The following is a 21,934-nucleotide window of genomic DNA, read 5'->3' on the forward strand; positions in this document are numbered from 1 at the left end:
TGATCTCAGAACAAACGAGATCGTTTGTCCAAGAAAACCGGATTCCACTTTTCGCGATCATGCTCAGGCTCCAAACGGGCGCAGCAGAGCCCGTGAAATGATGTGGCGCTGGATCTCGGACGTGCCTTCCCAGATACGCTCGACGCGCGCGTCGCGCCAGATTCGCTCCAGCGGCAGGTCGTCCATCAGCCCCATGCCACCATGGATCTGGATCGCTTCGTCGGCGACGAAGGCAAGCATTTCGGTGGCCTTCAGTTTGGCCATGGCCATGTCCTGATCGGTGACGGTGCCCTGATCGTACTTCCAGCCGGCTTCGAACACCATCAGGTCAGCCGCCTTCAGTTCCGTCGCCATGTCGGCAAGCTTGAACGACACGCCCTGGAACTTGCCGATCTGCTGGCCGAACTGCTGGCGCTGGGCGGCATATTCGACGGCATGGCCAAGTGCCCGCTCGGCGCGGCCGAGGCAGGTGGCGCCGACCTGCAGCCGGGTGGCACCGAGCCAGGAATTGGCGACGTCAAATCCCTTGTGGACTTCGCCGAGCACCTGGCTTGCCGGAAGCCGGCAATCATCGAATTCGAGGATGGCGTTGGTGTAGCCGCGATGCGAGACGTTGCGATAGCCGTCGCGCACGGTAAAGCCCTTGGTACCCTTGTCGACGAAGAAGGCGGTGATCTTCTTGCGCTTGCCGCGCGGCGAATCCTCTTCGCCCGAGGCCATGAAGACGATGGCGAAATCGGCGAGATCGGCATGGCTGATGAAGTGCTTGGTGCCGTTCAGCACCCAGTCGTCGCCATCCTGCACCGCGGTCGCCTTCATGCCGCGCAGATCGGAACCGGCGCCCGGCTCGGTCATCGCCAGGCAGTCCCATTTCTCGCCGCGGATGCAAGGGAACAGATATTTTTCGCGCTGCTCCGGCGTGCCGGCCAAAAGGATGTTGGAAGGGCGCGCCACGCAGGTCCAATGCAGGGCATAGTTGGCGCGGCCGAGCTCCTTTTCATAAAGCAGCCAGGTCACCGTATCGAGCCCGGCGCCACCGACATCCGCCGGCATGTTGGCAGCATAGAGCCCGGCTTCGATCGCCTTGACCTTGATCTCCTCGATCAGTTCGCGGCGCAGCACGCCGGTGCGCTCGACCTCGCGCTCATGCGGATAGAGCTCGTTTTCGACGAAGGCACGCGTCGTCTCGACGATGAGCTTCTGTTCCTCCGACAGCCCGAAATCCATGGGGTCAGCCCTTCTTCTTGCCGGTCTTTTTCTTCGGCTTGCTTGCCTTGGCCTTCTCTGCCGCCTTGGAGGCGGTCGGCTTCTTCGCCGCAAGCTTGGCCAACTGCTTGGTATAGTCCTTGTGCAAGGCGCCAGCGCCCCAGCCCTTGCCTTTGTTCTGCTTCGACAGCGCGTCCATGATCGCGACCAGATTGTCGTCGCGGATCTTTTCCAGCTCGCGGATCGACAGCCCATGCGCCTGGTCGTCCGACTGCGTTGCGATCAGGTCGACCAATTCGTCGTTGAACTCTGGCACGTCCATCAGCTTGGTCCACGGCCATTTCAGGCACGGACCGAACTGCGCCATGAAGTGGCGCATGCCGGCCTCGCCGCCGGCGACGCGATAGACCTGGAACATGCCCATCTGCGCCCAGCGCAGGCCGAAGCCATAGCGCATGATGTCGTCGAGTTCCTCGACCGTGCAGATGCCGTCCTTGATCAGCCACAGCGCCTCGCGCCATGCCGCTTCGAGCAGGCGGTCGCCGACGAAGGCTTCGATTTCCTTGCGGATGACGACCGGTTTCATGCCGATCGAGGCGTAGATCTCCTTGGCGACTTCGATTGCTTCGGGAAAGGTCTGCTCGCCACCGACGATCTCGACCAGCGGCAGGAGATAGACCGGGTTGAACGGATGGCCAACGACTAACCGCTCAGGGTGCTTCTTCATCGCCACCTGCATGTCGGTCGGCTTGATGCCGGAGGTGGAGGAACCGACAATGGCGTTGGCAGATGCATGGACATCGATCTCGGCCAGCACGCGGTGCTTGAGGTCGAGTCGTTCCGGCACGCTTTCCTGGATGAAATCGGCGTCGGCCACCGCCTCGGCGATGGTCTTGGCGAAGGTCAGCCGGCCCTCTTTCGGCAGGCCGCCGGGCACCATCTGCTTATAGGCGCGGCGCGCTCCCTTCATCACTTCGCTGACCTTGCGCGACGCCTCCGGATCGGGATCGAAGATAGATACGTCGATGCCGTTGAGCAGCAGGCGTGCCACCCAGCCGGCGCCGATGACACCGCCGCCGATGGCGGCCGCCTTGTTGATGATGCTCATGCTGGGGCTCCGGTTCTCTTGGTGGCAGTTTCGGGATCGATGAGGGGCTCGCGCTCGCCGGCACGGATCACGGAAGCGTCGTAGGCCTTGCGGGCAAAGACTTCGAGCACGAAGGGCCGGAAGAATTCGATCGGCAGCGTGTCATAGTCGGGGTCGAAGCTCGATTGGTCCCAGCGTTCGCAAAACGCATCGCAATCGTCGAAATAGGCGTGGCCGGCGAAGCGGTCGCGGGCGTGGCGGTCGCCGCCAAGATAATGGGCATAGTAGAGCCGCTGGAAGTCGCCATGCTTCTCCACCACCCATGTGCATTGCTCGCGCACGAACGGTTTCAGGATCGAAGCGGCGTATTCATCGTGATTGTAGGGCGCGTAGATGTCGCCGATGTCGTGCAGCAGCGCGCAGGCGATCCAGTCGGTGTCGGCGCCATCGCGCCAGGCGCGCGTCGCCGCCTGCAGCGAATGGCCGAGCCGGGTGATCTTGTAGCCCGACAGGCCTTCATCGAGCTGGACCAGCGCGTCGAGCAGCCGCTCGCCGGTCCTGGCCGCATAGTCGATCTCATGCGCGGTCAGAAACTCGTAGTCCTGCCTGTCGCCATCCTTCATCGCGGTGAACTTGACGGTAGTCATGCCGACCTCCCAGCGATTGAGTTATGCCGCTATCGGCGCCCGCTTGGTCAGGTTCAGCTTCTTGCGCACGTCTTCGGGCCCGAGGATCCTGGCGCCCAGATTGGTGACGATACTGGCGGCGCGCTCGACCAGCTGCGCATTGGTTGCCAGCACGCCCTTGTCGAGCCACAGATTGTCTTCCAGCCCGACGCGGACATTGCCGCCGGCAAGCACCGCTGCGGCTGCATAGGCCATCTGGTTGCGGCCGATGGCAAAGGCCGACCAGTTCCAGGTCGACGGCACATTGTTGACCATGGCCATGAAGGTGTTGAGGTCGTCAGGCGCACCCCACGGCACGCCCATGCAGAGCTGCACCAGGGCATCGGGGTTCAGCACCTTTTCCTCGACCAGCTGCTTGGCGAACCACAGATGACCGGTGTCGAAGGCCTCGATCTCCGGCTTGACGCCGAGCGCCGTCATCATGCCGCCCATGGCGCGCAGCATGCCGGGGGTGTTGGTCATGACATAGTCGGCCTCGGCGAAATTCATGGTGCCGCAGTCGAGCGTGCAGATTTCCGGCAGGCACTGGCGCACATGTTCCATGCGGTTGGTGGCGCCGCCCATGTCGGTGCCTTTTTCATTCAGCGGCAGCGGTGCTTCGGGCGAGCCGAACACCATGTCACCGCCCATGCCGGCGGTCAGGTTCAGGATGACGTCGACGTTTGCCGCGCGGATGCGCTCGGTCACCTCGCGGTAGAGATGCACGTCGCGACGAGGTTTGCCTGTTTCGGGGTCGCGCACATGGCAATGCACGATCGCGGCACCTGCCTTAGCCGCGTCGATGGCCGAATCGGCGATCTGCTTGGGCGAGCGCGGCACATGCGGGCTGCGGTCCTGCGAGCCACCGGACCCAGTCACGGCACAGGTAATGAAGACCTCACGGTTCATCGCGAGCGGCATCGAATTCTCCTCCCAATCGAAACAACCATGCATGCCGCCCAAAAGTGGCAACCGGTTTTGGGACACCGACATGCATAAGAACCAACCAACATTGCCTGACTTGCCGGAAACTGTTTTGCCTTTTACGAAGAGCATATGATAAAAAGCGAAAAACCTGACATCTTTCGCGCCGAGCGCTTGCCGCTCAAGGTGACCCTGTTGGTGTTTTCCGGCTCGTCCATCATGTGCGTCGCGTCGGCCGTCGATCCCTTGCGTGCCGCCAACCGCATCTCCGGCGAGACCCTCTTCGATTTCAAGCTGGTCTCGATGACCGGCGAGGCTCCGGTCACCACGTGCGGCCTGCCGGTGGCGGTCAGTGGCCGCTTCGACGCGGCCGATCCAGCCGACGTGCTTGTCGTCGTCGCCGGCTTCGGCACCCAGAACTACGCAACGTCGGCTCTGTTGTCAGGCCTGCGCCGGGCGGCACGGACGGCGCGTGCCTGCGGCGGCGTCGAGGCCGGTACCTGGCTGGTGGCGCGCGCCGGCCTGCTGGAAGGGCGCAGCGCCACCACCCACTGGGAGGACATGGAGGATTTTGCGTCGGCCTTTCCCGGCGTCGATGTCCGCCCGGACCGCTATGTCATCGACGGACCGGTCTTCACCTCAGGCGGCGCGTCGCCGACCTTCGACCTGATGCTGCATCTCATTCGCACGCGACTCGGCATGGCCGTCGCGCTCGATGTCGCCAGCGTCTTCATCTACGACCAGGCACGCGCCGCCACCGATGCCCAGCCGTTGGTCTCGCTCGGCCGGCTCGATGGCTACGATCCACGGCTGGCGCAAGCCATCCGATTGATGGAATCGCATGTCGACCAGCCGCTGACCATAGAAGCGGTGGCCAAGCGCGCCGGCGTGACGGCGCGGACACTGGAAAGCATCTTTCGCAAGTCGATCGGCGAGACGCCGGGTGCCTACTATCTCAGGCTTCGGCTGGGGGCGGCGCGCCGGCTGGTGGTCGACACCCGGGTGGCTATGGCCGATATTGCCGGGCGGACCGGATTTTCGTCCGCCGCGGCGTTTTCCAGAGCGTTTTCGAGAGCTTTTGGCGCGGCGCCAGTCAGAGTACGGCGCGGTTGGTGAGTATCCAGTCGGTCGCGGCCGCGAGGTCATCTACCACCGCCGTGGGCGCCGGATTGAAACGTGTTTCGTCGTTTGGGCGATACTTGCCTGTCCGCACAAGCAGCGCCGCACCAAGCCCGGCGCGCAGCGCGCCGGCGACATCGCTCTCGGCATCGTCGCCGACCATGACCGCATCGGCGGCCGAGCAGTTCATATTGGCAAGCGCCGAAAGAAAGAAATCCGGTGACGGCTTGCCGAGCACGACAGGGCTTCGGCCACTGGCGAATTCGAGGGCGGCAACGAAGGCGCCCGTGTCGAGGCTGAGCAGACCGTCTGCATCCTTGAAGGTGCGATTGGTGGCGAGCGCCACAAAATCGGCACCGGCCACCAGCTCGCGGAACGCCCGGTTGAGCCTGGCATGATCGAAGGCTTCGCCTGCATCTCCAACGATGACGGCCCGCCCATTTGCGCCATCCAGTCCGGAAAACTCAGGCTCCAGGTTGGGATGGACGAGCAGATGCGGTGTGAGGCCGTGCCTGCGCAGCCATTCGACGGCGGCACGCGCCGGCGTCAGCAATTCCTCTTCTCCAACCTCGACGCCGAGGGCGGTAAGTTGCGCGATGATTGCCTTGTGTGGTGAGCGAGTTGTGTTGCTGACAAAGCGGAGCGGCAAGCCCGCATTGCGCAGGCGATCGATTGCCGAGACAGCGCCCGCTATCGGGGTGTCGCCATTGTAGACGACACCCAAAAGGTCCAGAAGCACCGCGCGTACCATCGGCGAAGGATGACGAAACAGGCTCCGTTCGTCAAACCACAGGGACCTTCAAGCGACATCGCGGCTTTCGTGGACAATGCGCGAGCGCATGCTCTTGGCCAGCACTGTTTCAAGTCGCGCAGCAACCGCGCGATCCCATTCGTTTGTGCGCTGCGTGCCGTCTTTCGGATGCGGCATTGCCATCAGCCGGTCGATGATCGATCCGGCCTCGCCAGGTGAGAGCAGGGCGTCGATTTCACGTTCGTTCTGCATATCGGTTCGCCTCCATCTTCCTCTCCCGCCACGAGCCAGTCTTATACGAGATACGTGACGGCAGTTTGAAGGCAAGAGCGAGGTCATTGAGGGGCGGCAAAGGGCCGAACCGTGTCGTCGGAGCCAGCCTTGCGCAAAGCCGTTCCCGCGTCTGGCCAGGCCAGGTCGGAGAGGTCTACAGCCGCTTGTCGAACAGCACGGTGGTGAAGCCGCTGTCCCATTCGTCGTCGGGGTAGCGATCTTTCTCGACATAGCCAACCGCTTTGTAGAGCGTCTGGCTGCGCAGATTGAACGTGTCGGTTTCCAGCCGCGCCTGCGCAAATCCGGCGGCGCCAATCGCCTGTTCGGCATGGGAAAGCAGCTTGCGGCCGACGCCTTGCCCTTGGCGCGACGCCATGACGTGCAGGGCTTCGATGAAGTCCGCGCGCCAATGGATCAGGCCGGCGACGTCGCCATCGATCTCGGCAACGGCAAATTCCGGCCAGCTCTGGTCGACGTAGCGCCCGCCAGTATCCAATTCGACGTAGTGCTGCGCCGATTCCTCGGTGATGTTCGGCAGCCAGGTGCCTTGGAATGTTTCCTGCAGCACCTGCTTCAACGCCGGGATGTCGGTTGCCAGCGCCCGGCGCACGATGATTCGATCCTCTGCCATCTCCTCCTCCTGCCAGCCGCCGCTTCGCCTTTTCGGCGGCGCGGCACCTTGAACTCGCACGGGCCAACAAAGATCCGTGACTAGCAGAAGGCGACCACGGCTGCTTTCAGCCAGAGGTGGTGGATGTCGGTCCAGAGGTCAGGCTTCACACGTACCGGTTGACGATGTTTTCCAGCAGTTCCTGGCGGCCGGACCTTGGCTGTGGCTCGATCTTCTTCTTGACGACGCGCTCGGCGATCTCTTCCAGCGTGCGCTTGCCCGACAGCATCGCCTTGCCCTCGGCCGTGTTCCAGCCGGCGTAGCGCTCTGCCAGTGGCGCCGACAGCGCCTTGTCCTCGACCATGCGGGCTGCGGCTTTCAGGCCGCGCGCGCACGAATCCATGCCGCCGATGTGGCCGATCAGCAGATCCTGCGGATCGAGCGACTGGCGCCGCAGTTTGGCATCGAAATTGGTGCCGCCGGTCTTGAAGCCGCCGGCCTGCAGGACCTGGTAGTAGGCCAATGCCATTTCCGGCACGTTGTTGGGGAACTGGTCGGTATCCCAGCCCGACTGGTAGTCGTTGCGGTTCATGTCGATCGAACCGAAAATACCGAGCGCATTGGCCAGCGCCAGCTCGTGCTCGAAGGAATGGCCGGCCAGGATGGCGTGGCCCTGCTCGATGTTGACCTTGACCTCCTTCTCCAGCCCGAAACGCTTGAGGAAGCCATAGACCGTCGCGACATCATAGTCGTACTGGTGCTTGGTCGGCTCCTGCGGCTTCGGCTCGATCAGGATCGTGCCCTTGAAGCCTATTTTGTGCTTGTAGTCGACGACCAGGCTGAGGAAGCGGCCGGCCTGTTCCTGCTCGCGGGCAAGGTCGGTGTTGAGCAGTGTCTCATAACCCTCGCGGCCGCCCCACAGCACGTAATTCTCGCCCTTCAGCCGCTTGGTGACGTCGATGCAGCTTTTCACCGTCGCCGCCGCATAGGCAAACACATCCGGATCGGGATTGGTGGCGGCGCCCGACATGAAGCGGCGATTGGAGAACAGGTTCGCCGTGCCCCACAAGAGCTTGACGCCGGTCTGCTTCATCTTGGTGGCGAAATAGTCCGCGATCTCGTCGAGGCGTGCTGCACTTTCGGAAAAGTCCTTGCCCTCCGGCCTCACGTCGGCGTCGTGGAAGCAGAAATAGGGCGCGCCGAGCAGCGAGAACATTTCGAAGGCGACATCGGCCTTGAGCTTCGCCAGTTCCATCGTGTCGACGCCGCCCGCTTTCGGGAACCACGGACGGTCGAAGGTCTGCCCGCCGAACGGGTCGCCGCCCGGCCAGGCGAAGGAATGCCAGTAGGCGACGGCGAAACGCAGATGGTCTTCCAGCCGCTTGCCGGCCACCACCTCGTCGGGATTGTAGAACCGGTAGGCCAGCGGATTGGTCGAATCCGGCCCCTCATACTTGATCTCTTTGATGTCGCCGAAAAATCCGCTGCTCATGATCTTTGTCCTCTCTCGAATAGTTCGCCCTGATTACCTCAGGCGTAATTGGTTTCGTTCTTCCGCCGGTCGAAAAGGCTCATGTCAAAACCATCAAACGAAGGAGACAGACCATGACCGACCTCATCAAGATCGCCGAAGGCTACATCAGCGCCTGGAACGAGAGCGACGCGGACCGCCGGGCCGAATTGCTCAAGGCGACCTTCACCGAAGACGTCAGCTATCGCGATCCGCTGATGCAGGGCGACGGCCATGCAGGCGTCGCGGCGCTGATCGATGGCGTCCAGCAGCGCTTTGCCGGCTTCCGGTTCACGCTGAAGGGCACGCCGGACGGTTTTGCCGACTCCATCCGCTTCTCGTGGAACCTCGGCCCGGAAGGCACTCCCTCCATCATCGAAGGCACCGACATCGGCGTCATCGAGAACGGCCGCTTGAAGAGCGTCACCGGCTTTCTCGACAAGGTGCCGGCGCAATAACGCCGCCCTGGCGGGCCGCGGCGTGGGCGAGAACGCACTCACGCCGTGGCCACCTTGATCGCCGGATACAGCGCCCGGTAGCGTTGATAGGCATCGGCATAGACGCCGCCGAGTGCCGCATCCGGTTCGATCGTGGCATCCGTCCTGGGTGCCGTGCAGATGCTGAGTGGATCGGCACCCGTCGCCGCGAGCAGGCCAAGCCGCGCCGCGCCGAAGGCGGCGCCGAAATCGCCATCGGCGGGAATATCGACGGGCAGGCCAAGCCCGGTGGCGATCGCTTTCAGCCAGTAGCGCGAACGCGAACCGCCGCCGATCGCCGTCACCCGCGTCAAGGTCGTGCCGGCTGTGGCGAGGGCCTCGAGACTGTCGCGGAAGGCGAAGGCGACGCCTTCGAGCACGGCCTGCGTCAGCACCACGCGGCTCGATTCATGCGCCAATCCCGTAAACGCGCCGCGGATGGCGGCATCATTGTAGGGCGTGCGCTCGCCCGACAGATACGGCAGGAAGGACACACCGCTCGGCGCCTTCAGCGTATCGCCGAGCTCGGCGGTCAGTTCGCCCGCGCCTTTGCCGGTGATCTCCGCCAGCCAGTTCAGCGAATCGGTCGCCGACAGGATGACGCCCATCTGATGCCAGGTGTTCGGCAGCGCATGGCAGAAGGTGTGGACGGCGCTTGCCGGGTTGGGCAGATAGGAAGCATTGGCGGCAAACAGCACACCCGATGTGCCGAGCGAGACAAAGGCGTGGCCTGCACCGACCGTGCCCATGCCGCATGCCGAAGCCGCATTGTCGCCGGCGCCGCCGGCGATCGGGATGCCAGCCTGCATGCCCCATCTCGAAGCCAATTCGCTGCGCAAGGCCCCGGCCTTCTCGGTACCCTCGACCAGCGACGGCATCTGCTTCTCGTCGAGCGATGTCGCTGCGAGCAAATCGGCACTCCAGTGCCGCTTGCCGACATCGAGCCAGGAGGTGCCGGCCGAATCCGACATTTCCGAAATGTACTCACCCGAAAGCCAGAGCCGCAGGAAATCCTTGGGCAGCAGCACTTTTGCGACCTGGGTGAAGACCGCCGGCTCGTTGTTCTTCACCCAGGCAAGTTTCGGCGCGGTGAAGCCTGGAAAGACGATGTTGCCGGTCAGCTGGCGAAAGCGCGGGTCGGCGTCCAGCGCCGCCGCCTCGGCATGGCTGCGCGTGTCGTTCCACAGGATGCAGGGCCGCAGCACCTCGTCGGCGGAATCGAGCAAGGTCGCGCCATGCATCTGTCCCGACAGGCCGATGCACTTCACCGCGGCGAGCTGGCTTGGGTGGGAAGCCTTCAGTTCGGCAATTGCTTCTTCGCAAGCGCGTATCCAGTGAGACGGATCCTGTTCCGACCAGCCCGGATGCGGCCGCGATACGTCGAGCGATGCATGACCGGAGCCGATGACAGTCTGCTCGGCATCGATCAGCAGCGCCTTGACGCCCGATGTCCCGAGATCGAGGCCGAGATACATGATTTCCTCCCCTGCCATTAATTTTTTCGGATCTCGAAAAAATCTGGCTTGGCCAGTTTTTAAGACAAGATCCGCTTCGGGTCAATTCTCCGACAAATCGGCGGCGCGCCGCGAAAGCAGCACTGACAGCGGACTGTCCGGCCGCGCCATCGAACGCTCGGCCGTGAGCGCCCTGGCGAGCGCGCCGTCGCCGGCCCGCAATGCCGCTTCGATCAGCGTCAGGTCGATGACGTCGCGCTGTGCGTGGCTGCCGCCGAAGCGGTTGGCGATCGCCCGGATCGGCCGTATCAGCTGCACGGTCTCGGTGTAGTTGGCCTCGCCGAATGCCTTGATTGCCAGCGTCAGCGGATGGCCGACATCCCGCGTGAAGGCAGAATTGTCGCCGCTGCCATGCATCGCCTCGCGCTGCGCCTCGAGCAATCCGCCGGCTCGCGCTGCGAGCCCAGCGCCGACATAGGCCATCATCGCGTGGGCGTCATTGAAGGCATAGTTGCCGGCGCCGGCCTTGTACCAGTTGTCAGCGAGCGCCGTCCAGCGGTCGCCGACATCGATGCCGCCGAGATGCAGCCGCCACAGGATCGCCGACGCATCGACCATGTTGAGCGCCAGCGTCGACGGCGTGCCGTAGATCGGTCCATCATAGAGCGCCAGCACCTGGTCGGTCTCACCGAGATCGTAGTGGAACAGCGCCAGGTGCCACCAATTGTGCACCTGCAGGAAGCTCTCCCTTGTCCAGGCCTCGGGATTGGCGCGCATCCAGGCGATGCCGTCCCTTTGCCGGCTTTGCATTTCCATGACATGCGCGACCGCATGCTGCGCCCAGCCGTCGCGCGGCTCTATCTCGACCGCCGCGCGGCCAAGCTTTTCGGCCCTGGTGTAGTCGCCCATTTCCTCCAGTCCGAAGGCCTGCATGCCGAGAATGCCATGATAACCGGGCATATCGCTCCGCCAGGACGGCAAAGCGCGGGCGATGCGGTCACGCAACATGCGCGCATTGCCTGTGAAGAAGTCGATCTGGTGCCCGACCTGCAGCGCCAGCGCGTCGAGCGGGGTCTCGATGGCGATATCCTCGAGAATCCTGGCGGCGTCATGCCAGCGCCCGTTGGCGAGGTGGCCGAGGGCCAAGACATGCGCCTCTTCGCGCGTCGTCGCGGCGAGCGGCAGCGCCGCCTCGTGGCAAGCCCTGGCTACCGCCGTCGCGTCGCGCTCGGTGGCGAGGCCGAAGAGATAGCCCTTGAAGACATGCGCCATGACGAAACCGGGATCCGCCGATATGGCACGGTCGATGGAGGCGACGGGATCGCCGATGAAGCACAGCAGTTCACGCACGGCCTGGCTGTAGGGCGTCAACCCCGCCTCCGTTGCGCCCGAAAGTGTTAGATCCAATGCGTCCCTGATGGCCATGCAATGTCCTTTGATCGGCTTGCGATGAGCCTCGATCCTTCGGCCCAAGGCGATCCTAAAGCACGGGCCACAGACTCGCCAACCACGCGCCGCGCCGGAACTATTTTAGTGGATTTTGTAGTTTATCAACCACGAGCCACAGATTAGGCTTCGTAAAAGCGAACAAATTGTGGCTTCATTGCGGCGCGGGTGGAGGGCTTGAAATCGCGATCTGAGAGGGGACGCGATGCAGAACTTTGAAATGAAGCTTCCGAACAGCCATTTGGAAGGGCGGGGCGACCCGATTGCTTTTCTGCGGCGAAGGCCGCGCCAGATTCACCCATGGCTTATTAGCGTTATTGCAACTACAGCACTTGCGTTGCTGCCCAATTCTGCGGCCTTCGCAGCATGCGTGCTGGTTCCGTCACCCGGAAACGACACCTTCACTTGCGATAGTGGGGATTCGGGCGGCAGCCTCACCGACAATGGGGCGACAATACGCTGAATTTTCCAGCCGGCGGGACCGGGCAAATATCAGGCAATGTCACCTTTGGCGTCGGCACGGACCGCATCGACATGCAGTCCGGCACCATCACCGGCACCGTCGATCAGGGCGGCGGCACGGATTTCTTCACCATCGGGGCCGGCACCGTCGCCGGCAATGTCCAGCAAGGCGCCGGCATCGACGACTTCAACACGAGCGGCGGCCAGATCGGCTCGCTCAACCAGGGCGACGGCCTCGATACCTTCACGATGACGGGTGGACGCATCGTCGATTTCTTCGACGATGGCGACCGTGCTGTCATGACCGGTGGCCGCATCGGCCGCGTCAACATGAAACTCGATAAGAACTATTTCAACATGTCGGGCGGCACGATCGACCGCAATCTTGTGACCGGCTTCGACCAGGATACGGTTATCTTGTCGGGCGGCATCATCGGCGGCAACATCAGCGTCAGCGGCGGCAATGACAGCGTCACGGTCACCGGCGGCACGGTCGGCGGCGATATCCTGATGAGCTTTGGCGCCGACAGCTTCGTCTGGAACGGTGGCGGCATCATCTACGGCGCCGTCGACCTCGGCGGCGATAACGATACCGCCAGGCTGAGCAATCTCACCAACGCCAATCTCGGCGCCGCGGATGCAATAAGCGGTGGCCTCGGCACCGACGCACTGACCCTTGACAACGTCAAGCTGGATGGGATCAGCCGGCTCCAGAACTGGGAAAGCATCGGCGCCACCGACGATACCGAACTGACGCTGGACGGCAATCTGGTGCTTGGCGACAGCGGCACCGGTACCGGTACCGGCGCGCTCAACGTCGACGCGTCGAGCACCCTGTTTGGCGGCGGCGGCTTCAACGCCTCGATCCAGGCCTTTACCGCGGCCAGTTGGCGCAGGTCACCAATGCCGGACGCATCGACCTGACCAACGGCGGCACCGGCGCGACCGATCGTCTGACGATCTCCGGCAACTACACCGGCGTGGGTGGCCTGCTGCTCATCCAGACCGAGCTTGGCGATGATTCCTCCGCATCGGACAGGCTGGTGCTGTCGGGCGGGACGGCGTCCGGCTCGACCGGCATCGCCGTATTCAATCTCGGCGGCGCCGGCGCGGAGACCACGCAGGACGCATTATGGTCGTCCAGGCAGTCAACGGCGCCACCTCAGGCACCACCACCTTTGCCCTCGATACCCAGGTCGCGGCCGGCGCCTTCGAATATTATCTGTTCAAGGGCGGCGTCAGCGCCGGCAGCGAAGAGAACTGGTATCTGCGCTCGACGGTGACAGCACCAGCACCAGCGGCGGTCGAACCTGGGGTCGAACCCACGCCGCCGCCGGAACCCGAACCGCCAGCCGTCGAACCGCCGCCACCGCCACCCTTGGGGTTGCCGCCGACACCGCCGCCGACCGAGGGCGACATCAACACCCCGCCGGTCGATCCGACGCCGCCTGTGCAGGCCAGCGATCCTGCACCCGCGCCGCCGCCACCGCCCCCACCGGCGCCGCCGGCGGACCCACCGCCGCCCCCACCCGTGGTGCCAACGGCAGCCCCCGCGCTTCCAGTGCCGACGCTGCCTGGCCCGGCGCCTGTGCAGCCGGCGCCGCCGACACCTGGAGCGAGTGCGGTGCAAGCCGCCACGATCCCGCTCTATCGGGTCGAGGTTCCGGTCTATTCGGCCTTGCCGCCGGTGGCCGAGCATCTGGCGATGACAACGCACGGCACCTTCCATGAACGGCGTGGCGAGCAGAGCCTGTTGTTGAATGCGGAGCTGTCGCCGGTCTGGGGCCGCGTTTTCGGCCAGGACACCAAGATGGGCTGGTCGGGAACGGTGTCGCCATCCTTCGACGGCACCCTGTTCGGCTTCAAGGCGGGTTTCGACCTGTTCGGCCGCGAGACCGCGTCAGGCCAGATCGACCGCGCTGGCCTGTTCGTCGCCTATGCTAGCATGAAGGGAGACGTGCGCGGCCAGGCGCTGGGATGGAACAATCTGTCCGTCGGCAGCATGGATCTCGATGGCACCAGTGTCGGCGGTTACTGGACCCGTATCGGCCAGGGCGGCTGGTACCTGGACAGCGTCGTCATGGCCACCTTCGTCAACGGCAACGCAACATCGTCCCGCGACGTCGGCATCGACATCGACGGAACCGGCGTCACCGCTTCGCTGGAAGGCGGCTATCCCATTGCGCTGGCGCAAGGCTGGACGCTTGAACCGCAGGCGCAACTGGTCTGGCAGCATTTGTCGCTCGACGACACCAAAGACCTGTTCTCGTCGGTTTCCTTCGATCCTGACGACAACCTCACCGGCAGGCTGGGCGTGCGGCTGCAGGGCGAGACTGCGGTCGACGGCATGGCGTTGCAGCCCTACCTCAATCTGGCACGATTTCGGCGGCACGAGCCATGTCAATTTCGACACCAACGACATCTCGACCGAGGGCAAATCGACCTCCTTCGAATTCGGTGGTGGTATCGTCGCCAAGGTGACGGACAAGGTCAGCATCTTCGCCACCGGCGACTACACCACCAATCTCGGTGGCGACAAGCGCCGCATCCTCGAGGGCAATCTCGGCTTCAGCGTCAAATGGTGATGCTGACAAAGGTCGCGAAACTATCGTTCGGGACCTTTGTCAAAAAGAGAGAGCGATTCCGGACAACTTTTCCTGGAATTGCTTCTAATTGCCCGAACGCATCGCCACCGTGGCGATGCCGGCGCCGACCAGCAGCGTGCCGCCGGTGCGGTTGAAAATGCGGATCGCCTTGGGATTGCGCACGACGTTGCGTGCGCGCGCTGCGATCAGCGCATAGCCGAAGGCATTGGCGAAGGCGAGCGCCAGGAAGGTCGTCTCGAAGATCAGCATCTGCGTCCAGAAATCGGCATGCCGGTCGAGGAACTGCGGCAGGAAGGCGACGAAGAAGGTAATGCTTTTCGGGTTGAGCGCGGTGACCAGCCAGGCATGCGCCATCATCTTGGCCGAGGACACCACGTCGGTGCGCGGTTCGGCTTTCAGCGCGCCGCCGGCGCGAAACAGTTTCACGCCCAGATAGATCAGATAGCCGGCGCCGATCAGCTTCAGGACGGTGAAGACGGTCGCCGAAGCGGCCAGCAGCGCGCCGATGCCCAGCATCGACAGCGTCATGGCGGTGAAGTCGCCGAGCGCCACGCCGACCGCCATCGGCAAGGCGGTACGCCAGCCTTGGCCCAGCGCGTAGGACACGACCAGAAGGATGGTCGGACCTGGAATGATGAGAAGGATCGTCGATGCGGCAGTGAAGGCGGCCCAGTTTTCGAAGGACATGCTCGTCTCCTTTGAGCGTAAAGAAGAGGATAAATCCTTGGCAGCGGGAGAATGTAAAGGGCGATTTCCCTAATTTCGCCAACGGCAGGTCGGTGTCAGTTCGCGCCGCTCAGCGTGTTCACGATATCGGCCAGGCTGACATTGGCACCGAGAACGATTGCTGCTGAGACTATGGCCGCGGCAAAAAGCTTGACGTCGGTTCTTAAGGTCTTGCACATGGGTCCCCCCTCGGTAGCCGCCTGGAGGGGTAGGAAGCGCCGGCGCCGGGAATATGACCTGACGGAGGCCTTTTTGTGCAGCAGCCCTTCGGTCGACGGTCGGGCGGCAGCTCGAACGCCAGCAAGGCAACGCGCAAACGCAGGCAGCGCAAGGCCTTCACGCTTTATCAACCATGAATGATGAAAATGCGTTTCATCCGGCCGGACCGTGCTTCCCGCCGACAGCGTAGGGTTTGGGTATATGCGTGAGTTGCCGCAAGGTCTGACGCCGCCGCGAAACGGCGACGCAATCGAAACCGATCATCATCTTTCCCGTCGCGCCATCCTGTCCGGCGCAGGGGCGCTGGCTTTGCTCAGCGCTGCCGGCTGCTCGACCTCGGGCGGCGGTCTGCCGGTGCTGGATCTCGACGATACGGTCACCGGCTCAGTGCCGATCCGGCCGAGCATCAGCGTTGACAAGCACATCACCAGCCCCGACCTGATGTATACGGGGCTGACCGATGGCGGCTTCAACGTGCCGGAAGTGCCCTATCTGAAGGTCAAGCCGGAGTTCCGCCGCCAGATCGTCGTCGACACGACCGGCGAGGCGCCCGGCACCATCGTCGTCCATCTGCAGGAGCGCATGCTCTATCTCGTCCAGCCGGGCGGTGAAGCCATCCGCTACGGCGTCGGCATTGGCAAGGACGGCTTCCGCTGGTCCGGCCGCGCCAACATCCAGTACGGCAGGGAATGGCCGACCTGGACGCCGCCGCCCGAAATGATCGCCCGCAAGCCGGAACTGGTGAAATGGCAGGCCGGCCAGCCAGGCGGCCTCACCAACCCGCTTGGCGCCCGGGCGCTCTATATCTATCAGGACGGCAAGGACACCGGCTATCGCATCCACGGTTCGCCCGAATGGTGGAGCATCGGCCAGGCGATGTCGTCAGGCTGCGTGCGCCTGATCAACCAGGACATCATCGACCTCTACAGCCGCGTCTCCAAGAAAAACCCGGTCGTCGTCATGTGACCCTGCCGGCCGCCGGCGCGGCCGCTTCTCTTTCTGTTCGAGCATGATCTCTGGCGAAAGCCGGTTCCCACCCTCGGGCCGGGCATGCTTTTCGGGATCATGCTCTGGTTCTCCCGTTGCGCGATGGCGAAAGACAGGCGAATGTGCCTGCGAATTTCATCGCTCGGGAGACGTCAGGAATGGCCGGAACTTTCGTTATCGCGCAGGGCGGCGGCCCGACCGCCGTCATCAACCAGACAGTGGTCGGGGCGACGCTGGAGATCCGCAAGCGGCATCCCGGCGCCAAGGTGCTGGGCTCCATTCACGGCGTGCGCGGCATACGTGACGGCAACTATGTCGACCTGTCCGCCATCCCGGAAGACCGGCTGCGGCTGATCGCCGGCACGCCAAGTGCGGCCCTTGGCTCGACGCGCGACAAGCCGGACGCCGCCTATTGCGAGGTCATCCTCTCCGGGCTGAAGAAGGCCGGCGCCGACGCCTTCATCTACATCGGCGGCAATGACACATCCGGGACGCAGCAGATCCTGACCGACGCCGCCGGCGGCACGATCGCTTTCGTCCATGCACCGAAAACCATCGACAATGATCTCGAGGAGAACGACCACACGCCCGGCTTCATCTCGGCGGCCGAGTTCGTCGCTGGCGCCTTCCTGTCCGTCGACCTCGATTTCCGCGCCCTGCCCGGCATCTATGTCGGCATCGTCATGGGCCGTCACGCCGGCTTCCTCACTGCCGCCGCCGCGGCCTGGCAACTCGACCCCGACAGCGGCCCACACCTCGTCTACGTGCCGGAGCGCCCATTCTCTGCGGCCGGCTTCATCGACGACGTGCGCGCCACGCTCGACCGCCACAAGCGCTGTATCGTCGCCGTGTCGGAAGGTGTCAGCACCGCCGATGGCAAGGCGCTGGTCGAAAGCCTGGTGCCGCCGGAGAAGCTCGAGCGCGACGCGCACGGCAACGTCAAGCTGTCGGGCAGCGACCTGCCGGCCGCACTCGAGCGCGCGCTGGCCGAAGGCCTGCCCGGCAAGCGGGCCCGCGTCGATGCACTCGGCTACATGCCGCGCGGCTATATCGGCGCCATCAGCGCGGTCGACGCGCAGGAGGCCTTCGATGCCGGCGCCTTCGCCGTCAGCGTCGCCGAACAGGGCGGTGGCTCGGTGGCGCTGCAATATGACGGCGCCAAAACGGTGCTGAAGAAGGTGCCGCTGAAGAACGTCGCCGGCAAGACCCGCCATATGCCCGACGATTTCATGAAGCCCGATGTCAATCAGCTGTCCGAGGCCGGCATGGCCTATCTCAAGCGGCTGGTGCCGGAAAAATACAAGGTCGGGAAGCCGTTCGTCTGATGCCGGCTCATACGTGATGCCGGGCTCACACTTGATGCCGGGCTGGTTCAGCAAGAGCATCGTCGACGAGAAGACGACGATACTGACCGAGCTGTTCGTGCACGAATACGTGCGCGCCAACATCTGGCATCTGCGCGGCCGCGATGTCGACCTGCTGGTCGACACCGGCATGGGCATCTGTCCGTTGGCGCCGGAGATCGAGTTGTCCGACGGCAAGCCGCTGCTGGTCGTCGCAACCCATATCCATCTCGACCATATAGGCTCGCTGCACGAGTTCCCATTGCGGGCCGGACCAAGGATGAGTGCCGCGCAGTTCGAGAGCATGGATGACGCCGCGACCTATGCGTACATGTTCCACGACCTCGAAGGTGCCGTCTCGAAACTGCCCGCGCCGGGCTGGAAGGCAGCTGATTACAGGATCCCGTCGGCGCCATTGACGCGAACCCTTGACGAGGGCGACGTGATCGATCTCGGCGATCGTCAGTTTCGCGTGCTGCACCTGCCCGGGCATTCGCCGGATTCGATCGCGCTGTTCGACGAGGTCGATGGCTTGTTCTTCAGCGGCGACGCCATCTACGACGACACGTTGATCGACGACCTGCCGGACTCCGATCGAACAGCCTATCGCTGCACGATGCAGCGCCTGCTCGACGTCCCGATCCGCATCGGCCATGGCGGCCACGGGCCGAGCTTCGACGGCAAGCGCATGCACGACATCGCCACAGCATATCTCGGGCGAACCGACGCGATCTGATCCCTCCGCGGGGCTGGGAAGACCGTCTTGCCGCCACCCCACGACATTGTGACCGGCCGCCGTCTGGAAATTAAATCTTCGTAAGGTCGCCTGAAAACCCTAAATCGGGCCAATCCGCACCCTAGATGCAGGGCTGTCGATCCGGTCGGCTGCCATGCAAGGCGAGACGGGCAATCGCGACCCTCGACACGCGGGATGGCCAGTTTCCAAGAGAGGCGGCCACGGCGCAGGATCAACTCTCGCCCGGACAAACGACCATGTCAGATATCATTCGCAGACATCGCGTCGCGGCCTCGCTGGGCGCTGCGCTAATCATATCTCCCTTTGTCATCTCTTTCGCTCAAAGTGCGAGCAACGCCGTTCCGACAACCCAGACACCTGTCGCCGGCATTGCTGCACCCAACGGCTCGTTCGCTCCCATCGTGGCCGCCGACAAGCCCGCGGTGGTGACAGTTACCACCGTCATGAAGGCACAGCCGGAAAGCACGGACGACGGCATGCCTCTCGGCAACTCGCCGTTCGACGAGTATTTTCGTCAGTTCTTCGGCGACCAGGGCATGCCCGCTCCACAGGCCCCGCCGCAGCAGGCTCCGCGTGCCGAGGCGCTCGGTTCAGGCTTCATCGTCGCTGCCGATGGCACCATCGTCACCAACAATCACGTCGTCGATGGCGCCTCTTCCATCAAGGTAACGCTCGACGACGGCACCGAGCTTCCCGCCAAGCTCGTCGGCCGCGATGCCAAGAACGATCTCGCCGTGCTCAAGATCAAATCCGACAAGCCCTTGCCGACCGTCAAATGGGGCGATTCCGACAGGCTGATGACCGGCGACCAGGTGCTGGCAATCGGCAATCCGTTCGGCATCGGCACCACGGTCACGGCGGGCATTGTGTCAGCACGTGGCCGCGATCTGCACAGCGGGCCGTTCGACGACTTCATTCAGATCGACGCGCCGATCAATCATGGCAATTCCGGCGGCCCGCTGGTCGATGTCAGCGGCAATGTCGTCGGCATCAACACGGCGATCTATTCACCCAATGGCGGCAGTGTCGGCGTCGGCTTCGCCATCCCATCGGACCAGGCCCAGAAGGTGGTCGCCAAGCTGATGAAGGACGGCTCCATCCAGTATGGCTACCTCGGTGTCGAGATACAGCCGGTGACGCCGGATGTGGCCAGCGCCATTGGGCTCGACCATCCTGGCGGCGCGCTGGTTTCGCAGGTCAATGAAGGTTCGCCGGCTGCCAAGGCCGGCGTCGAGACCGGCGACGTCATCACCAGCTTTGCCGGACAGGATGTGAAGGATCCCAAGGACCTCTCGCGGGCCGTCGCCGATGTCGCGCCGGGCGCCAGGGAGACGCTGGATATCTGGCGCAAGGGCAAGGCGATGGATATTTCCGTCGACGTCGGGCTCAACGGCGACGATGTGAAGACCGCATCAGTGACCGACGGGTCCGGCGCGCCGAGTGCCGAGCAGGGCGCGCGCGTCCCAGCGATCGGGCTTGGCCTGATGGACATCACCCCCGACGTGCGCCATGAGATGAACCTGGCGGCCAATCAGCATGGCGCCATCGTCGCCAGCGTCAATCCCGACAAGCCGGCCTCGGCCTCGGGCATCCAGCCCGGCGACATCATCGTTGCCGTCAATCAGGCGCCGGTGAAAACCGCCAGGCAAGTGACGCAGGCGATCGCCCAGGCCGGCAAGTCCGGCCGCAAATCGGTGCTTCTGCTGGTCGAGCGCGACGGCAGCCAGATCTATGTCGCGGTGCCGTTTGCCAGTGGCTGACGCCGGGGCGCTGACGTGCAGGCAGCGATCGGCGGGCGCGGCGACGCCGGCCCGCCGATCCTGTCCATCAAGATTTCGGTTGCCCGCCACGTCATCTTCGAGAACATTGCCTAAGGCCGATAGTGGCCTGATGCAGGGGGATTGCCGCGATGGTCACCCGAGGTTTTTCTTCAGGACGGCGCCCGCCGATCGACGGCGATGCGCGCATCCCGCCCGGGCAATATCTCGAGCAGGGATTTCCGGTCCTGTCAGCCGGCCCGACGCCGCGGGTGCGCACCGAGGACTGGTCGTTCACGCTGAAGCACGGGCCGCGGCCGATCAAGAAATGGAACTGGGCCGAGTTCAACGCGCTGCCCTTGACCAAGATGACGCGCGACATCCATTGCGTGACCGCATGGACAAAATTCGACACGCCATGGCAAGGCGTGCTTGTTGACGACATCCTCGCCGATGCCGGCATCGAGCCGCCGACCGCCTTCACGCTGGCGCATTCCTTCGACGGCTATTCCACCAACGTGCCGACCAAGGACCTCACCGCCGGCAAGGCGATGGTGGCTCTGCTTTACGAAGGCAAGCCGATCACGCCTGACCATGGCGGCCCGGCGCGGCTGCTGGTGCCGCATCTCTATTTCTGGAAATCGGCCAAATGGCTGAACGGCCTGCAGTTCACCGAGCGCGATGAGCCGGGTTTCTGGGAATTGCGCGGCTATCACATCTATGGCGACCCTTGGCGCGAGCAGCGCTACACGAACGATCCATGAACGACGCTGCGGCAGTGCAATCGCCCTGGCAGACCGTCAGGATCGTCCGTATCGAAAAGCGTACGCCGCGTGTCACCAGCTTCTTTTTCCAGCTATCGCGGCCTTTCACCTATCTTGCCGGTCAGCATGTCGACGTCAGGCTGACGGCGCCGGACGGCTATCAGGCGCGCCGCTCCTATTCCATTGCCTCCGCGCCCGGAGATGGCGGGGTGATCGAACTGGCGATCGAAAAACTCGACGATGGCGAGGTCTCGCCCTTTTTCCACGACGTCGCAGCAATTGGCGACGAGGTCCAACTGCGCGGGCCGCTCGGCGGGCATTTCATCTGGCCCGATGTCGATGGCGGGCCGGTTTTGCTGGTCGGGGGTGGTTCGGGCGTCGTACCCTTGATGGCGATGGTCCGTCATCGCGCCAGGCGCAATTCGGTAGTGCCCGTCGCCCTGGTCTTTTCAGCGCGGGTCTGGGACGAGGTGATTTTTCGTGACGAACTGGTTGCCCTCGATGACCGCAAGGACGGCTTCGACCTGGTTCTGACCCTGACGCGCGAAGCAGCACGCCGTCCCGCCGATTATTCGCGGCGGGTGGACGTTGCCATGATGGTGCAATCCATGGCGCACCTGCCCGGACCGCCTGATATCGCCTTCGTCTGCGGCTCCAACGCCTTCGTTTCGGCCGCCGCCCAAGCGCTGATCGATGCCGGCGTCGCAGCGGAGATCATCCGCACCGAGCGTTACGGAGTTTGAACGGACACGGCACTTCGAGAGGTTTTCCGTAGTCGTCGTCCTGCGGCCT

General features: G+C 63.8%; 20 protein-coding genes and 1 pseudogene. 9 read left to right on the top strand and 12 right to left on the bottom strand.

Annotated elements, in window-relative coordinates; translation table 11 throughout:
• Positions 1-63: 63 nt before the first annotated feature.
• From AC07FD_RS36290 to bcoG, 4 genes are read right to left on the bottom strand one after another with little or no spacing between them, the layout of a single operon-like run.
• Complete coding sequence (locus AC07FD_RS36290) at positions 64-1,227, bottom strand: acyl-CoA dehydrogenase family protein (RefSeq protein ID WP_478353738.1); 1,164 nt, start codon at positions 1,225-1,227, stop codon at positions 64-66.
• Between the two features lie 4 nt (positions 1,228-1,231).
• Positions 1,232-2,314 (bottom strand): carnitine 3-dehydrogenase, encoded by a 1,083-nt coding sequence (locus AC07FD_RS36295; protein WP_478353739.1) that lies wholly within the window; start codon positions 2,312-2,314, stop codon positions 1,232-1,234.
• The gene (locus tag AC07FD_RS36300) at positions 2,311-2,940 is read right to left on the bottom strand and encodes an HD domain-containing protein (RefSeq protein ID WP_478353740.1); all 630 of its coding nucleotides are present in this window, start codon (positions 2,938-2,940) and stop codon (positions 2,311-2,313) included. The genes AC07FD_RS36295 and AC07FD_RS36300 overlap by 4 nt, the downstream gene beginning before the upstream one ends.
• 21 nt (positions 2,941-2,961) lie before the next feature.
• Positions 2,962-3,879, bottom strand: a complete 918-nt coding sequence (gene bcoG, locus AC07FD_RS36305) for a 3-dehydrocarnitine:acetyl-CoA trimethylamine transferase BcoG (RefSeq protein WP_478353741.1) — start codon at positions 3,877-3,879, stop codon at positions 2,962-2,964.
• Positions 3,880-4,014: 135 nt separating this feature from the next.
• Here bcoG and AC07FD_RS36310 point away from each other — a divergent pair, with 135 nt between their 5' ends.
• Positions 4,015-4,998: a GlxA family transcriptional regulator gene (locus AC07FD_RS36310; RefSeq protein WP_478353742.1), complete on the top strand. Its 984-nt coding sequence runs from the start codon at positions 4,015-4,017 to the stop codon at positions 4,996-4,998.
• Here AC07FD_RS36310 and AC07FD_RS36315 read toward each other — a convergent pair.
• The 4 genes from AC07FD_RS36315 to xylA all read right to left on the bottom strand — a co-directional run bounded on the left by AC07FD_RS36315 (position 4,976) and on the right by xylA (position 8,127).
• On the bottom strand, positions 4,976-5,740 hold the full coding sequence (locus tag AC07FD_RS36315; RefSeq protein ID WP_478353743.1) for a TIGR01458 family HAD-type hydrolase: 765 nt from the start codon (positions 5,738-5,740) through the stop codon (positions 4,976-4,978). The two genes, AC07FD_RS36310 and AC07FD_RS36315, sit on opposite strands and share 23 nt — an antisense overlap.
• Positions 5,741-5,800: 60 nt before the next feature.
• Positions 5,801-6,004: a hypothetical protein gene (locus tag AC07FD_RS36320; RefSeq protein ID WP_095083103.1), complete on the bottom strand. Its 204-nt coding sequence runs from the start codon at positions 6,002-6,004 to the stop codon at positions 5,801-5,803.
• Between the two features lie 175 nt (positions 6,005-6,179).
• Positions 6,180-6,656: an N-acetyltransferase family protein gene (locus AC07FD_RS36325; protein ID WP_478353744.1), complete on the bottom strand. Its 477-nt coding sequence runs from the start codon at positions 6,654-6,656 to the stop codon at positions 6,180-6,182.
• A gap of 145 nt (positions 6,657-6,801) precedes the next feature.
• Complete coding sequence (gene xylA, locus AC07FD_RS36330; RefSeq protein WP_478353745.1) at positions 6,802-8,127, bottom strand: xylose isomerase; 1,326 nt, start codon at positions 8,125-8,127, stop codon at positions 6,802-6,804.
• A gap of 113 nt (positions 8,128-8,240) precedes the next feature.
• Between xylA and AC07FD_RS36335 the strand changes: the two genes are divergently transcribed.
• Positions 8,241-8,603 carry a nuclear transport factor 2 family protein gene (locus AC07FD_RS36335; RefSeq protein ID WP_478353746.1) on the top strand — a complete coding sequence of 121 codons (363 nt, stop codon included), beginning with the start codon at positions 8,241-8,243 and terminating at the stop codon, positions 8,601-8,603.
• A 38-nt stretch (positions 8,604-8,641) separates the two neighbouring features.
• Here the strand turns inward: AC07FD_RS36335 and xylB are convergent, their stop codons facing one another.
• Both xylB and AC07FD_RS36345 read right to left on the bottom strand, forming a co-directional pair.
• On the bottom strand, positions 8,642-10,096 hold the full coding sequence (gene xylB, locus AC07FD_RS36340) for a xylulokinase (RefSeq protein ID WP_478353747.1): 1,455 nt from the start codon (positions 10,094-10,096) through the stop codon (positions 8,642-8,644).
• 81 nt (positions 10,097-10,177) lie between these two features.
• Positions 10,178-11,500 (bottom strand): tetratricopeptide repeat protein, encoded by a 1,323-nt coding sequence (locus AC07FD_RS36345; RefSeq protein ID WP_478353748.1) that lies wholly within the window; start codon positions 11,498-11,500, stop codon positions 10,178-10,180.
• A 241-nt stretch (positions 11,501-11,741) separates the two neighbouring features.
• Between AC07FD_RS36345 and AC07FD_RS36350 the strand changes: the two are divergent.
• Positions 11,742-14,568: pseudogene (locus AC07FD_RS36350) on the top strand (autotransporter family protein).
• Positions 14,569-14,652: 84 nt separating this feature from the next.
• Here AC07FD_RS36350 and AC07FD_RS36355 read toward each other — a convergent pair.
• Together AC07FD_RS36355 and AC07FD_RS36360 are read right to left on the bottom strand one after the other, a co-directional pair.
• Positions 14,653-15,276 (bottom strand): LysE family translocator, encoded by a 624-nt coding sequence (locus AC07FD_RS36355; protein ID WP_457151079.1) that lies wholly within the window; start codon positions 15,274-15,276, stop codon positions 14,653-14,655.
• Positions 15,277-15,371: 95 nt separating this feature from the next.
• The gene (locus AC07FD_RS36360; protein WP_478353749.1) at positions 15,372-15,494 is read right to left on the bottom strand and encodes a hypothetical protein; all 123 of its coding nucleotides are present in this window, start codon (positions 15,492-15,494) and stop codon (positions 15,372-15,374) included.
• 241 nt (positions 15,495-15,735) lie between these two features.
• Here AC07FD_RS36360 and AC07FD_RS36365 point away from each other — a divergent pair, with 241 nt between their 5' ends.
• The 6 genes from AC07FD_RS36365 to AC07FD_RS36390 all read left to right on the top strand — a co-directional run bounded on the left by AC07FD_RS36365 (position 15,736) and on the right by AC07FD_RS36390 (position 21,885).
• Positions 15,736-16,500 (top strand): L,D-transpeptidase, encoded by a 765-nt coding sequence (locus AC07FD_RS36365; protein WP_478353750.1) that lies wholly within the window; start codon positions 15,736-15,738, stop codon positions 16,498-16,500.
• 179 nt (positions 16,501-16,679) lie between these two features.
• On the top strand, positions 16,680-17,846 hold the full coding sequence (locus AC07FD_RS36370) for a diphosphate--fructose-6-phosphate 1-phosphotransferase (RefSeq protein ID WP_477392870.1): 1,167 nt from the start codon (positions 16,680-16,682) through the stop codon (positions 17,844-17,846).
• A 34-nt stretch (positions 17,847-17,880) separates the two neighbouring features.
• Complete coding sequence (locus AC07FD_RS36375) at positions 17,881-18,600, top strand: MBL fold metallo-hydrolase (protein WP_478353751.1); 720 nt, start codon at positions 17,881-17,883, stop codon at positions 18,598-18,600.
• A gap of 257 nt (positions 18,601-18,857) precedes the next feature.
• Entirely contained in the window at positions 18,858-20,381 is a 1,524-nt protein-coding gene (locus AC07FD_RS36380) for a DegQ family serine endoprotease (protein WP_478353752.1), read from the top strand.
• Positions 20,382-20,530: 149 nt separating this feature from the next.
• A complete protein-coding gene (locus AC07FD_RS36385) occupies positions 20,531-21,142 on the top strand; it encodes a sulfite oxidase-like oxidoreductase (protein WP_457151074.1) in 612 nt (203 codons plus the stop codon).
• Positions 21,139-21,885, top strand: a complete 747-nt coding sequence (locus AC07FD_RS36390; protein WP_478353753.1) for a ferredoxin reductase — start codon at positions 21,139-21,141, stop codon at positions 21,883-21,885. The genes AC07FD_RS36385 and AC07FD_RS36390 overlap by 4 nt, the downstream gene beginning before the upstream one ends.
• Positions 21,886-21,934: the final 49 nt, after the last annotated feature.

The organism is Mesorhizobium waitakense (assembly GCF_056431085.1).

Excerpts from the sequence above, each read along its gene's own strand:
- AC07FD_RS36290 (WP_478353738.1), bottom strand. The coding sequence starts at position 1,227 with ATGGATTTCGGGCTGTCGGAGGAACAGAAGCTCATCGTCGAGACGACG.
- AC07FD_RS36295 (WP_478353739.1), bottom strand. The coding sequence starts at position 2,314 with ATGAGCATCATCAACAAGGCGGCCGCCATCGGCGGCGGTGTCATCGGC.
- AC07FD_RS36300 (WP_478353740.1), bottom strand. The coding sequence starts at position 2,940 with ATGACTACCGTCAAGTTCACCGCGATGAAGGATGGCGACAGGCAGGAC.
- bcoG (WP_478353741.1), bottom strand. The coding sequence starts at position 3,879 with ATGCCGCTCGCGATGAACCGTGAGGTCTTCATTACCTGTGCCGTGACT.
- AC07FD_RS36310 (WP_478353742.1), top strand. The coding sequence starts at position 4,015 with ATGATAAAAAGCGAAAAACCTGACATCTTTCGCGCCGAGCGCTTGCCG.
- AC07FD_RS36320 (WP_095083103.1), bottom strand. The coding sequence starts at position 6,004 with ATGCAGAACGAACGTGAAATCGACGCCCTGCTCTCACCTGGCGAGGCC.
- AC07FD_RS36325 (WP_478353744.1), bottom strand. The coding sequence starts at position 6,656 with ATGGCAGAGGATCGAATCATCGTGCGCCGGGCGCTGGCAACCGACATC.
- xylA (WP_478353745.1), bottom strand. The coding sequence starts at position 8,127 with ATGAGCAGCGGATTTTTCGGCGACATCAAAGAGATCAAGTATGAGGGG.
- AC07FD_RS36335 (WP_478353746.1), top strand. The coding sequence starts at position 8,241 with ATGACCGACCTCATCAAGATCGCCGAAGGCTACATCAGCGCCTGGAAC.
- xylB (WP_478353747.1), bottom strand. The coding sequence starts at position 10,096 with ATGTATCTCGGCCTCGATCTCGGGACATCGGGCGTCAAGGCGCTGCTG.
- AC07FD_RS36345 (WP_478353748.1), bottom strand. The coding sequence starts at position 11,500 with ATGGCCATCAGGGACGCATTGGATCTAACACTTTCGGGCGCAACGGAG.
- AC07FD_RS36355 (WP_457151079.1), bottom strand. The coding sequence starts at position 15,276 with ATGTCCTTCGAAAACTGGGCCGCCTTCACTGCCGCATCGACGATCCTT.
- AC07FD_RS36360 (WP_478353749.1), bottom strand. The coding sequence starts at position 15,494 with ATGTGCAAGACCTTAAGAACCGACGTCAAGCTTTTTGCCGCGGCCATA.
- AC07FD_RS36365 (WP_478353750.1), top strand. The coding sequence starts at position 15,736 with ATGCGTGAGTTGCCGCAAGGTCTGACGCCGCCGCGAAACGGCGACGCA.
- AC07FD_RS36370 (WP_477392870.1), top strand. The coding sequence starts at position 16,680 with ATGGCCGGAACTTTCGTTATCGCGCAGGGCGGCGGCCCGACCGCCGTC.
- AC07FD_RS36375 (WP_478353751.1), top strand. The coding sequence starts at position 17,881 with ATGCCGGGCTGGTTCAGCAAGAGCATCGTCGACGAGAAGACGACGATA.
- AC07FD_RS36380 (WP_478353752.1), top strand. The coding sequence starts at position 18,858 with ATGTCAGATATCATTCGCAGACATCGCGTCGCGGCCTCGCTGGGCGCT.
- AC07FD_RS36385 (WP_457151074.1), top strand. The coding sequence starts at position 20,531 with ATGGTCACCCGAGGTTTTTCTTCAGGACGGCGCCCGCCGATCGACGGC.
- AC07FD_RS36390 (WP_478353753.1), top strand. The coding sequence starts at position 21,139 with ATGAACGACGCTGCGGCAGTGCAATCGCCCTGGCAGACCGTCAGGATC.